This is a genomic window from Pseudomonas sp. KBN10P06128 (assembly GCF_037574945.1).
Taxonomy (GTDB): domain Bacteria; phylum Pseudomonadota; class Gammaproteobacteria; order Pseudomonadales; family Pseudomonadaceae; genus Pseudomonas; species Pseudomonas aeruginosa.
This window is the reverse complement of record NZ_JBBELR010000001.1, coordinates 2,705,572-2,717,609: the sequence shown is the minus strand read 5'-3', so window position 1 is coordinate 2,717,609 and position 12,038 is coordinate 2,705,572. Positions and strand designations below refer to the sequence as shown.

Here is a 12,038-nt window from a genome sequence, read left to right as displayed (position 1 = left end):
AGCCCGACGTAAATGAAGAACCACGAAATACTCGAGAAGAACGTCGGCCTGCTGGCCATCTTCATGGTGATCGCCGTCAGCATCGGCGGCCTGACCCAGATCGTGCCGCTGTTCTTCCAGGACGTGACCAATACCCCGGTCGAAGGCATGAAGCCGCGTACCGCCCTGGAACTGGAAGGTCGCGACATCTACATCCGCGAAGGCTGCGTCGGCTGCCACTCGCAGATGGTCCGCCCGTTCCGTGCCGAGACCGAACGCTACGGCCATTACTCGGTCGCCGGTGAAAGCGTCTGGGACCACCCGTTCCTGTGGGGTTCCAAGCGTACCGGCCCGGACCTGGCCCGCGTCGGCGGCCGTTACTCCGACGACTGGCACCGCGCGCACCTGTACAACCCGCGCAACGTGGTGCCCGAGTCGAAGATGCCTGCCTACCCGTGGCTGGTAGAGAACAAGCTTGATGGCAAGGACACCGCCACCAAGATGGAAGTCCTGCGCAAGCTGGGCGTGCCTTACACCGACGAGGACATCGCCGGTGCACGTGAAGCCGTGAAGGGCAAGACCGAGATGGACGCCCTGGTGGCGTTCCTTCAAGGCCTGGGAACCTCTATCAAGAGCAAACGGTGAGTGTGATGGATATCGGGACTCTGCGTGGACTGGGCACCGTGGTGATCATGGTCGCCTTCATCGGCCTGGTGATCTGGGCCTACAGCGGCAAGCGCAAGAAGAGCTTCGACGAAGCGACGATGCTGCCCTTCGCAGACGATCCCGAAGCCAAAAAGCACGTCGAGCAAGCTTCTAGGAGTAACAAAGAATGACGACCTTCTGGAGTCTGTACATTACAGCTCTCACCCTCGGCACCCTGCTGGCGCTGACCTGGCTGATCTTCGCCACCCGCAAGGGCCAGCGCAGCAGCACCACCGACGAGACCGTGGGCCACTCCTACGACGGCATCGAGGAGTACGACAACCCGCTGCCGAAGTGGTGGTTCATGCTGTTCGTCGGCACCCTGGTGTTCGCCGTGGGCTACCTGGCCCTGTACCCGGGCCTGGGCACCTGGAAAGGCCTGATGCCGGGCTACCAGTCCGCCGACGAATTCGCCGACAAGGAAAAAGGCTGGACCGGCGTCCACCAGTGGGAAAAGGAAATGGCCAAGGCCGACGAGAAATACGGCCCGATCTTCGCCAAGTTCGCCGCGATGCCCATCGAGGAAGTCGCCAAGGATCCGCAGGCGGTGAAAATGGGCGGTCGCCTGTTCGCCTCCAACTGCTCGATCTGCCACGGCTCCGACGCCAAGGGCGCCTACGGCTTCCCCAACCTGACCGACGCCGACTGGCGCTGGGGCGGCGAGCCGGAAACCATCAAGACCACCATCATGGCTGGCCGCCACGCCGCCATGCCGGCCTGGGGTGAAGTGATCGGCGAGGAAGGCGTGAAGAACGTCGCCGCTTTCGTCCTCACCCAGATGGATGGCCGCAAGCTGCCGGAAGGCGCCAAGGCAGACATCGAGGCCGGCAAGCAGGTCTTCGCCACCACCTGCGTCGCCTGCCACGGTCCGGAAGGCAAGGGCACCCCAGCGATGGGCGCTCCCGATCTGACCCACCCCGGCGCGTTCATCTACGGCTCCAGCTTCGCGCAACTGCAGCAGACCATCCGCTACGGTCGCCAGGGCGTGATGCCGGCGCAACAGGAACACCTGGGCAACGACAAGGTGCACCTGCTGGCCGCCTACGTATACAGCCTGTCGCACGGCGAGAAGAGCGCCGAATAAGCGCTCCCCTCCCCCACGACCCAGACGGCGCCGGCAACCCCGGCGCCGTTTTATTTTGTGCAAAAGAAAAGCGCGAATGGGACAATACGCGACCAAAAGTCGCACAGTTACCGCAAAAAGCCTGATAGATCAGGCGTATAATCAGTAGGCGTGCAACTATTTTCTGACCCTGTCGGCATGTACCGGCCGGGCGCCCCCCACTGCCGTGGTACGCACTGATGAGCAAACAGATTCCCGTTCAAGACGTCACCCCGCCTGCCAAGGGCGACACCAATAACAACGATCTCTACGCCAAGCGCGAGAAGATCTACACCCGGGCCTTCACCGGTATCTTCCGCCGACTGCGCATGGTGGGCGGTGCGGCGCTCTTCCTCCTCTACTTCGGTACCGTCTGGCTCAACTGGAGCGGCCGCCAGGCCGTCTGGTGGGACCTGCCCGAGCGCAAGTTCTACATCTTCGGCGCCACCTTCTGGCCGCAGGACTTCATGCTGCTGTCCTGGCTGCTGATCGTCTGCGCCTTCGGCCTGTTCTTCATCACCGTGTTCGCCGGTCGCGTCTGGTGCGGCTATACCTGCCCGCAGAGCGTATGGACCTGGATCTACATGTGGTGCGAGAAGGTCACCGAAGGCGACCGCAACCAGCGCATCAAGCTGGACAAGGCCCCGATGAGCGGCAACAAGCTGCTGCGCAAGACCGCCAAGCACAGCCTGTGGCTGCTGATCGGCCTGGTCACCGGCCTGACCTTCGTCGGCTACTTCTCGCCGATCCGCGAGCTGATTCCCGAGCTGCTCACCGGCCAGGCCGACGGCTGGGCCTACTTCTGGGTCGGCTTCTTCACCCTGGCCACCTACGGCAACGCCGGCTGGCTGCGCGAGCAGGTGTGCATCTACATGTGCCCCTACGCGCGCTTCCAGAGCGTGATGTTCGACAAGGACACCCTGATCGTCTCCTACGATCCGCGTCGTGGCGAGAAGCGCGGCCCGCGCAAGAAGTCCCTCGACTACAAGGCCCAGGGCCTGGGCGACTGCATCGACTGCACGATGTGCGTGCAGGTCTGCCCGACCGGCATCGACATCCGCGACGGCCTGCAGATCGAGTGCATCGGCTGCGCGGCGTGCATCGACGCCTGCGACAGCATCATGGAGAAGATGAACTACCCGAAAGGGCTGATCAGCTACACCACCGAGCACAACCTCAACGGCCAGAAGACCCACCTGGCCCGGCCGCGCCTGATCGGCTACGCCATCGCCCTGGTGCTGATGATCTCCGCCCTGATCACCGCGGTGGTCCTGCGTCCGCTGGTCGGCTTCGACGTTAGCAAGGACCGCGTGCTCTACCGCGAGAACGAACTCGGCCGCATCGAGAACGTGTACAGCCTGAAGATCATGAACAAGGATCAGCAGGACCACACCTACATCCTCGGCGCCAAGGGCCTCGAAGGCCTGACCCTGGAAGGCCGGCGCGAGCTGAAGGTGGCGGCGGGCGACATCCTCAACCTGCCGATGGAACTGTCCATCGAGCCGGAGAAGCTGCCTTCGACCACCAACGAGATCGTCTTCACCATCGAGTCGGCCGACGACCCGAGCATCCATAAAGAAGCGAAGAGTCGCTTCATTGGCCCACGCACCCGTTGAGTAACTTGAGCATGCAGTCCGAGACCCACCCTCAACCCTGGTACAAACACTTCTGGGCCTGGTTCATCGTGGCCCTCCTGGCGACCTCGGTGGTGCTCGGGCTGAGCCTGGTCACCATCGCGGTGCGCAACCAGGACACCCTGGTCACCGACAACTACTACGAGGCCGGCAAGGGCATCAACCGCTCCCTGGAACGCGAGAACCTGGCCGTACGCCTGCAAGTGCACGCCAAGGTCAAGGTCGACGACCTGACCGGCGAAGTCGAAGTGCGCCTGACCGGCAACAGCCGTCCGGAGCAACTCACCCTCAACCTGATCTCGCCGACCCAGCCGGAGAAGGACCGCCGCGTGGAGCTGCTGCGCAGCAACTCCGACCGCGAGCGCTACGTCGGGCAACTGACCGACGCCGTCGAGGGCCGTCGCTTCGTCGAACTGCTCGGCCAGGAAGGCAGCGGCCAGTGGCGCCTGTTCGAGGAAGAGGTGGTATCGCCGACCGTGGTCATGGAGCTGGGTGACGAACCGCTCCAGGGAGCAGAAGCGAAGCGCCCATGAGCGCCCCCCTGCCCTGCTACCACTGCGGCTTGCCGGTCCCCGCCGGCAGCCGCTTCGAGGCCCGCGTGCTCGGCGAGACGCGGGCCATGTGCTGTCCGGGCTGCCAGGCGGTGGCCGAGGCCATCGTCGCCGGCGGCCTGGAAAGCTACTACCGGCACCGCAGCGAAAACGCCGCCAATCCCGAGGCATTGCCCAAGGCGCTCAGCGAGGAGTTGCAGCTCTACGACCGCCCGGACGTACAGGGCGGCTTCGTCCGCCATGAGGGCGAGCTGGCGGAAACCAGCCTGATGATCGAAGGCATCAGTTGCGCCGCCTGCGGCTGGCTGATCGAGAAGCACCTGCGCCAGTTGCCTGGCGTGGCCGAGGCGCGGCTCAACCTGTCCAACCATCGCCTGCACGTGCGCTGGCAGGACAGCCAGCTGCCGCTCAGCCAGTTGCTCGGCGAACTGCGCCAGATCGGCTATGCCGGCCATCCCTACCAACCCGACCGCGCCACCGAGCGCCTGGCCATGGAGAACCGCCGCGCCCTGCGCCAGCTCGGTGTCGCCGGGCTGCTGTGGATCCAGGTGATGATGGCGGTGATGGCGACCTGGCCGGAATTCAACCTCGACCTTTCCGCCGGCATGGACCGCATCCTGCGCTGGGTCAGCCTGATCCTCACCACGCCGATCGTCTTCTACTGCTGCGGCCAGTTCTTCCGTGGCGCCCTGCGCGACCTGCGCACCCGCCACCTGACCATGGACGTCTCGGTGTCGCTGGCGATCGGCGGCGCCTACGTCGCCGGCATCTGGTCGACGATCACCGGCCAGGGCGAGCTGTATTTCGACGCGGTCGGCATGTTCGCCCTGTTCCTCCTCGCCGGCCGCTACCTCGAACGCCGGGCGCGGGAGCGCACCGCCGCCTCCACCGCGCAACTGGTCAACCTGCTGCCGGCGTCCTGCCTGCGCCTGGACGCCGCCAACCAGGGCGAGCGCATCCTGCTCAGCGAACTGCGCGTCGGCGACCGCGTACTGGTACCGCCAGGCGCCGTGCTGCCGGCCGACGGAGTGATCCTCGACGGCCAGTCCAGCGTCGACGAGTCGCTGCTCACCGGCGAGTACCTGCCCCATCCACGCCAGGCCGGCGACGCCGTCACCGGCGGTACCCTGAACGTCGAGGGGCCGCTGACCGTCGAGGTCGGCGCCCTTGGCGACGACAGCCGCCTGTCGGCCATTGTCCGCCTGCTGGAACGCGCCCAGGCGGACAAGCCGCGCCTGGCGGAACTGGCCGACAAGGTGGCGCAGTGGTTCCTGCTCATCGTCCTGCTGGTCGCCGCAGCGGTCGGCGCGCTATGGTGGCAGGTCGACCACCAGCGCGCCTTCTGGGTGGTGCTGTCGCTGCTGGTCGCCACCTGCCCCTGCGCCCTATCGCTGGCCACGCCCACCGCGCTCACCGCGGCCACCGGCAGCCTGCACAAGCTCGGCCTGCTGATCACGCGCGGGCACGTGCTGGAAGGGCTGAACCACATCGACACGGTAATCTTCGACAAGACCGGCACCCTCACCGAAGGCCGCCTGACGCTCAAGCAGGTGCTACCCCTGCGCGATCTCGACGCGGATCGCTGCCTGGCCCTCGCCGCCGCCCTCGAGAACCGTTCCGAACACCCCATCGCCCGCGCCTTCGGCCGTGCGCCGGAGGCCGCCGACAGCGTCGCAAGCCATCCGGGACTGGGTCTCGAAGGCCTGGTGGAAGGCCGCCGCCTGCGCATCGGCCAGGCCGCCTTCGTCAGCAACCTGGGCGGCAGCGCCACGCCCGCGATGCCCGGCGACTCCGGACAGTGGCTGCTGCTCGGCGACGAGCAGGGACCGCTGGCCTGGTTCGGTCTCGACGACCGCCTGCGCAGCGACGCCCCCGCCCTGCTCGCCGCCTGCAAGGCGCGCGGCTGGCGCACCCTCCTGCTATCCGGCGACGCCTCGCCGATGGTCGCCAGCGTCGCTGCCGAACTGGGCATCGACGAAGCCCGCGGCGGCCTGACCCCGGACGACAAGCTGGCCATGCTCGAACGCCTGCACGGCGAGGGCCGCCGGGTGCTGATGCTCGGCGACGGAGTCAACGACGTACCGGTGCTCGCCGGTGCCGACATCAGCGTCGCCATGGGCAGCGCCACCGACCTGGCCAAGACCAGCGCCGACGCGGTGCTCCTGTCCAACCGCCTGGACAGCCTGGTGCAGGCTTTCCGGCTGGCGCGCCGCACCCGCCATATCATCATCGAGAACCTGGCCTGGGCCAGCCTGTACAATGGCCTGGTCCTGCCCTTCGCCGCGCTCGGCTGGATCACCCCGGGCTGGGCGGCGATCGGCATGTCGGTCAGTTCGCTGCTGGTGGTGGTCAACGCCCTGCGGCTGACCCGAATCCCTTCGCCGAGGTCCGTATGGCCGCGCTCTACATCCTGATCCCCGTCGCGATCGTCATCGTCGCCATCGCCATCTACGTGTTCTTCTGGGCGGTGGACAGCGGCCAGTACGACGATCTCGACGGCCCCGCCCACAGCATTCTCTTCGACGACGAAGACCCGAAGCACCAGGCCGGCGTCGACGAAGCGGAGAAGCCGTCGAAACCCGAGGACCGACCGCGTGGCTGAACTGGCGCCGTTGCTGGTTTCCGCGCTGATCCTCGGCCTGCTCGGGGGAGGCCACTGCCTGGGCATGTGCGGCGGCCTGATGGGCGCCCTGACCCTGGCCATTCCCGCCGAACAGCGCGGCCGTCGTCTGCGCCTGCTGCTGGCCTACAACCTCGGCCGCATCCTCAGCTACGCCTGCGCCGGCCTGCTGCTCGGCCTGGCCGGCTGGGCGGTGGCGCGCACCCCGTTGGCCGGCGCGCTGCGGGTGGTCGCCGGGCTGCTGCTGATCGCCATGGGACTCTACCTGGCCGGCTGGTGGAGCGGCCTGACCCGCGTCGAGGCGCTCGGTCGCGGTCTCTGGCGCCACCTGGAACCCTTCGCCCGGCGCCTGCTGCCGGTCTCCAGCCTGCCACGAGCCCTGCTGCTCGGAGCGATCTGGGGCTGGCTGCCCTGCGGGCTGGTCTACAGCACCCTGCTCTGGGCCACCAGCCAGGGATCGGCACTGGACAGCGCGCTGCTGATGCTGGCGTTCGGCCTCGGCACCTGGCCGGTTCTGCTGGCCACCGGCATGGCCGCCGAACGGGTGACCGCCCTGCTGCGCCGTCGCGGCGTACGCATCGTGGGCGGCCTGATGGTCATCCTCTTCGGCCTCTGGACCCTCCCAGGACCGCACCAGGCCTGGCTGATGGGGCATTGACGGACGCCCGTCCCAACATCGGGCGACACATCCTGTATACATTCACCCGCTTGATACAAATCAACAGGCCTTCCCGGCGCAGTCCCTAGACTTCCCGACTAAAGCTCGCCAACTGGGGATCTCTGGCATGCTCGACACCATTCGCTGGGACGCTGACCTGATTCGGCGCTACGACCTTTCCGGCCCGCGTTACACCTCCTATCCGACCGCCGTGCAGTTCCACGAAGGCATCGGCCCGTTCGACCAGTTGCACGCCCTGCGCGACAGCCGGAAGGCCGGACACCCCCTGTCGCTCTACGTGCACATCCCGTTCTGCGCCAACATCTGCTACTACTGCGCCTGCAACAAGGTGATCACCAAGGATCGCGGGCGCAGCGCGCCGTACCTCGCGCGCCTGGTCCGCGAGATCGAGATCGTCAGCCGCCACCTCTCCCGCGAGCAGGTGGTCGAGCAACTGCACTTCGGTGGCGGAACCCCGACCTTCCTCAGTCCCGGCCAGTTGCGCGAACTCATGTCGCAATTGCGCACCCACCTCAACCTGCTGGACGACGATTCGGGCGACTACGGCATCGAGATCGACCCGCGCGAGGCCGACTGGTCGACCATGGGCCTGCTCCGCGAACTCGGTTTCAACCGCGTCAGCCTCGGCGTACAGGACTTCGACATGGAGGTGCAGAAGGCGGTCAACCGCATGCAGACCCCGGAGGAGACCCGTACCATCGTCGAGGCCGCGCGCACCCTGCAGTACCGCTCGATCAACCTCGACCTGATCTACGGACTGCCGAAACAGACGCCGGACAGCTTCGCCCGCACGGTCGACGAAGTGATCGCGCTACAGCCGGATCGCCTCTCGGTGTTCAACTATGCCCACCTGCCCGAGCGTTTCATGCCGCAGCGGCGGATCAACGCCGACGACCTGCCGAGCCCGGGCCAGAAGCTGGAAATGCTCCAGCGCACCACCGAGCAACTCGCCGCGGCGGGCTACCGCTATATCGGCATGGATCACTTCGCCCTGCCCGACGACGAGCTGGCCAGCGCCCAGGAAGACGGCACCCTGCAACGCAACTTCCAAGGCTACACCACCCACGGGCATTGCGACCTGGTAGGTCTCGGGGTCTCGGCGATCAGCCAGATCGGCGACCTCTACAGTCAGAACAGCAGCGACATCAACGACTACCAGACCAGCCTCGACAACGGCCAGTTGGCGATCCGCCGCGGCCTGCACTGCAACAGCGACGACCGGGTGCGGCGCGCGGTGATCCAGCAACTGATCTGTCACTTCGAACTGGCCTTCGAGGATATCGAGACGGAGTTCGGCATCGACTTCCGCAGCTACTTCGCCGAGCTGTGGCCCGACCTCGAACGCTTCGCCGCCGACGGCCTGATCCGCCTGGACGCCAAGGGCATCGACATCACCTCCTCCGGGCGTCTGCTGGTGCGTTCGATCTGCATGCTGTTCGACCGCTACCTGCCCAGCCTCAACCGGCAGCGCTTCTCCCGGGTGATCTGAAAGCGCACCGCCCTGCCCGCACGACAGGGCGGTGAATCCCCGCCCCTTCTACCGGCTGCCCATGACCTTCATGATCAGCGCCGGGTCGCTGATACCCATCTCCTTGATGGCCGATGCCATCGCTGCCGTTGCCGTCTGCAGGGCGGAGTTGAGTTGTTGCAACTCCTTCTGCAACTCAGGCACGCGAGCCTCCTTCGCCCCCGGATCGGACGACCTCATGGCCTCCTGCAGCTCCCTGAGCTTCTCCTCGATCTTCTTCTTCAACTCGCGGATCATCTTCACCATCGGCCGCAACTCCTGCGGGATATCCTCGTCCTCCTCCTCCACCGGCACCCCCATGGTGGCGGCCAGCTCGCGCCCTGCCTGGGAAAGCCGTACATGCTGATCGGCGGCGTCGGTACCGGCGGCCGGGTCTTCCGCCTGCTCGGCGGTGCCGGTCCGCGCGGCCTTGGCGTCCGCGGCGGCGCGCGATGAGGGCGGCACCTGGGTGGTGATCCAGCCACTGAGGGTCAACATTCCAGTCACTCCGGGAAAAATGGAATTCTTCCATTGGATCGGCCCACGCGTCGCGAACTTGAGCCCCCTTTTCGTCGCCCCTTGACAGGGTGCGACAGGTAGTCGCAGCTGTTTGACGCAAGTCACTGATTGGAAACGCCATCGGCCTGTCAGAAATGGTCGTTGCCAGACCTATGGCTGGCACCCGCATCGCGGCTGCGTTACCCTTACTCCTGTTGTGCCTTTAACCTAGCAAGGACCCCTCAATGGCCGAAACCATCAAGGTGCGCGCACTGCCCCAAGCACACTGCAAGGATTGCAGTCTGGCCCCGCTGTGCCTCCCCCTGTCGCTGACCGTGGAAGACATGGATTCGCTGGACGAGATCGTCAAGCGCGGTCGTCCCCTGAAGAAAGGCGAATTCCTGTTCCGCCAGGGCGATCCTTTCGGCTCGGTCTTTGCCGTGCGCTCCGGCGCCCTGAAAACCTTCAGCATCACCGATGCCGGCGAAGAGCAGATCACCGGCTTCCACCTGCCCAGCGAGCTGGTCGGCCTGTCCGGGATGGATACCGAGACCTATCCGGTATCCGCCCAGGCTCTGGAAACCACCTCGGTCTGCGAGATTCCCTTCGAGCGCCTGGACGAACTGTCCGAGCAGCTGCCGCAACTGCGCCGTCAACTGATGCGTCTGATGAGCCGGGAAATCCGCGATGACCAGCAGATGATGCTGCTGCTGTCGAAGAAGACTGCCGACGAGCGCATCGCCACCTTCCTGGTCAACCTGTCGGCGCGCTTCCGTGCCCGTGGCTTCTCCGCCCAGCAGTTCCGCCTGGCCATGTCGCGCAACGAGATCGGCAACTATCTCGGCCTGGCCGTGGAAACCGTGTCGCGGGTCTTCACCCGCTTCCAGCAGAACGGCCTGATCAGCGCGGAAGGCAAGGAAGTGCACATCCTCGACTCCATCGAGCTGTGCGCCCTCGCCGGCGGCCAGCTGGAAGGCTGAAGCGCCTGCGAACCGCCAACGGGCCCGCCTCAGCGCGGGCCCGTTGTATGATGGGCCCCGAAAAACGCCCAGCCCAGGATCTTCCATGATTTTCGACGAGTTCACCCTCAAGTCGCAGATCCGCGCCGTGCCGGACTTTCCCAAGCCCGGCGTGGTGTTCCGCGACATCACCCCGCTGTTCCAGTCGCCGCGCGCGCTACGCATGACCGTGGACAGCTTCGTCCAGCGCTACATCGAGGCCGATTTCAGCCACATCGGCGCCATGGATGCCCGTGGCTTCCTCATCGGCTCGGCGGTGGCCTATGCGCTGAACAAGCCGCTGGTCCTGTTCCGCAAGCAGGGCAAGCTGCCCGCCGACGTACTCGCCGAGGGCTACCAGACCGAATACGGCGAGGCCTTCCTCGAAGTACATGCCGACAGCCTCTGCGAAGGCGACAGCGTACTGATCTTCGACGACCTCATCGCCACCGGCGGGACCCTGCTGGCGGCCGCGAGCCTGGTACGACGCCTCGGGGCCAGGGTCTTCGAGGCCGCGGCGATCATCGACCTGCCGGAACTCGGCGGCTCCACTCGCCTGCAGGACGCCGGCATCTCCACCTTCAGTCTCACCGCGTTCGCTCTCGACGAGCGTTGATACGCCGGGGCGCGCCCTGGCGCCCCGCGTTCGCTCCTTGCGCCCCATCTTCCGTCTGGTCGAGCCGACCTGGCCATTAATGACTTCGAAATGGCCAGAAATGACCTCCCGCTGTTGGACAATCCTGCAATAATTACATCAGCTAATGACACATTCAGAGGTGTTATAGCGAACTCGCCATAGGGAACCCGAGGAAACCTGTGCGTTTCCCCTCCCCAGAACAACAAAAGGAGTTAGCCATGACTGCCACTGGCACCGCCTCCCCGGTTCGCGCCAATTTCCCCGTGCGGCGGATGGATTTCAGCTTCAGCGAAACCCCGAAGTACTGGTGGGACGGCCAACCCTTCATGACCCAGTTCATGAACAACCTGTCCTCGCTCTTCCCCTACGGCGAAAAATTCTTCGTCGATAGCGTGCGCGCGGTGCGCGACCGCCTGGAGGATCCGCAACTGAAGAAGGACGTCAGCGCCTTCATCGGCCAGGAGGCGATGCACTCCAAGGAGCATGCCGCCTACAACGAATATGCCGAGGAGCACGGGGTCGACCTGGAGTGCCTCGAACTGCGGATCAAGGTCCTGCTGGAAAACGTCAGCAAGGTCACCACCAGGAAACACCAGTTGGCGATCACCTGCGCCCTCGAGCATTTCACCGCGACCATGGCCGCGCAGCTGCTCAAGCGCGAAGACCTGACCATCCAGATGCAGTCGCCGAAGATGTACAAGCTGTGGATGTGGCATGCCATCGAGGAGAACGAACACAAGAATGTCGCCTACGATGTGTACCAGAAAGTCTACGGCGGCTACTTCACCCGGGTTCTGGTGATGATGCTGACCACCCTGATGTTCTTCGGCGTCATCGGCTGGTTCCAGCTCGACCTGCTACGCAAGGACGGCCAATTGTTCAACTGGCGCTCCTGGAAGCATGGCCTGGGCACCCTGTTCGGCCTGCGCAAGGGCTTCTTCACCCGCCTGCTGCTGCCCTACCTGGACTACTACCGGCCGGGCTTCCACCCCAGCGACCACGACACCGCGAAACTGGAGAAATACTGGAAGGACAAACTGGCCTTCGCCGATTGAAGCCCGCCTCCGCCAGTGCCGCTCCGCCCCCGACGCCAGGCCCCGCCTGGCGTTTCTTATTCGAGAGAAGAAC

The 12,038-nt window shown here is 65.5% G+C and carries 13 protein-coding genes; 12 read left to right on the top strand and 1 reads right to left on the bottom strand.

Annotated elements, in window-relative coordinates; all coding sequences use genetic code 11:
• Positions 1-12: 12 nt before the first annotated feature.
• The 9 genes from ccoO (at position 13) to hemN (ending at position 8,759) form a co-directional block, all read left to right on the top strand.
• Positions 13-624 carry a cytochrome-c oxidase, cbb3-type subunit II gene (ccoO, locus tag VQ065_RS12940; protein ID WP_003087303.1) on the top strand — a complete coding sequence of 204 codons (612 nt, stop codon included), beginning with the start codon at positions 13-15 and terminating at the stop codon, positions 622-624.
• 5 nt (positions 625-629) lie between these two features.
• Positions 630-815: a CcoQ/FixQ family Cbb3-type cytochrome c oxidase assembly chaperone gene (locus VQ065_RS12935; protein ID WP_003087298.1), complete on the top strand. Its 186-nt coding sequence runs from the start codon at positions 630-632 to the stop codon at positions 813-815.
• On the top strand, positions 812-1,768 hold the full coding sequence (gene ccoP / locus VQ065_RS12930) for a cytochrome-c oxidase, cbb3-type subunit III (protein WP_003087292.1): 957 nt from the start codon (positions 812-814) through the stop codon (positions 1,766-1,768). The genes VQ065_RS12935 and ccoP overlap by 4 nt, the downstream gene beginning before the upstream one ends.
• A 218-nt stretch (positions 1,769-1,986) precedes the next feature.
• Positions 1,987-3,402 carry a cytochrome c oxidase accessory protein CcoG gene (gene ccoG / locus VQ065_RS12925; RefSeq protein WP_003087288.1) on the top strand — a complete coding sequence of 472 codons (1,416 nt, stop codon included), beginning with the start codon at positions 1,987-1,989 and terminating at the stop codon, positions 3,400-3,402.
• A gap of 11 nt (positions 3,403-3,413) precedes the next feature.
• Positions 3,414-3,953, top strand: a complete 540-nt coding sequence (locus tag VQ065_RS12920) for a FixH family protein (RefSeq protein WP_003103941.1) — start codon at positions 3,414-3,416, stop codon at positions 3,951-3,953.
• Entirely contained in the window at positions 3,950-6,385 is a 2,436-nt protein-coding gene (locus tag VQ065_RS12915; protein WP_003087277.1) for a heavy metal translocating P-type ATPase, read from the top strand. Before VQ065_RS12920 ends, VQ065_RS12915 begins: the two co-directional genes overlap by 4 nt.
• Entirely contained in the window at positions 6,364-6,573 is a 210-nt protein-coding gene (ccoS, locus tag VQ065_RS12910) for a cbb3-type cytochrome oxidase assembly protein CcoS (protein ID WP_003087273.1), read from the top strand. Before VQ065_RS12915 ends, ccoS begins: the two co-directional genes overlap by 22 nt.
• A complete protein-coding gene (locus tag VQ065_RS12905) occupies positions 6,566-7,249 on the top strand; it encodes a sulfite exporter TauE/SafE family protein (protein ID WP_003087270.1) in 684 nt (227 codons plus the stop codon). Before ccoS ends, VQ065_RS12905 begins: the two co-directional genes overlap by 8 nt.
• Positions 7,250-7,376: 127 nt before the next feature.
• Positions 7,377-8,759, top strand: coding sequence for an oxygen-independent coproporphyrinogen III oxidase (gene hemN, locus VQ065_RS12900; RefSeq protein ID WP_003087267.1), 1,383 nt, complete (start codon positions 7,377-7,379; stop codon positions 8,757-8,759).
• A gap of 48 nt (positions 8,760-8,807) precedes the next feature.
• Here the strand turns inward: hemN and VQ065_RS12895 are convergent, their stop codons facing one another.
• Complete coding sequence (locus VQ065_RS12895) at positions 8,808-9,275, bottom strand: hypothetical protein (protein ID WP_003087264.1); 468 nt, start codon at positions 9,273-9,275, stop codon at positions 8,808-8,810.
• Positions 9,276-9,520: 245 nt separating this feature from the next.
• On the opposite strand from VQ065_RS12895, the gene anr reads away from it, so the two are divergent.
• The 3 genes from anr to VQ065_RS12880 all read left to right on the top strand — a co-directional run bounded on the left by anr (position 9,521) and on the right by VQ065_RS12880 (position 11,965).
• Positions 9,521-10,255, top strand: a complete 735-nt coding sequence (anr, locus tag VQ065_RS12890; RefSeq protein ID WP_003087262.1) for a transcriptional regulator Anr — start codon at positions 9,521-9,523, stop codon at positions 10,253-10,255.
• Between the two features lie 85 nt (positions 10,256-10,340).
• Positions 10,341-10,889, top strand: coding sequence for an adenine phosphoribosyltransferase (locus VQ065_RS12885; RefSeq protein ID WP_003087259.1), 549 nt, complete (start codon positions 10,341-10,343; stop codon positions 10,887-10,889).
• A 239-nt stretch (positions 10,890-11,128) separates the two neighbouring features.
• The gene (locus VQ065_RS12880) at positions 11,129-11,965 is read left to right on the top strand and encodes a metal-dependent hydrolase (protein ID WP_003087258.1); all 837 of its coding nucleotides are present in this window, start codon (positions 11,129-11,131) and stop codon (positions 11,963-11,965) included.
• The last annotated feature ends 73 nt before the right edge of the window (positions 11,966-12,038 follow it).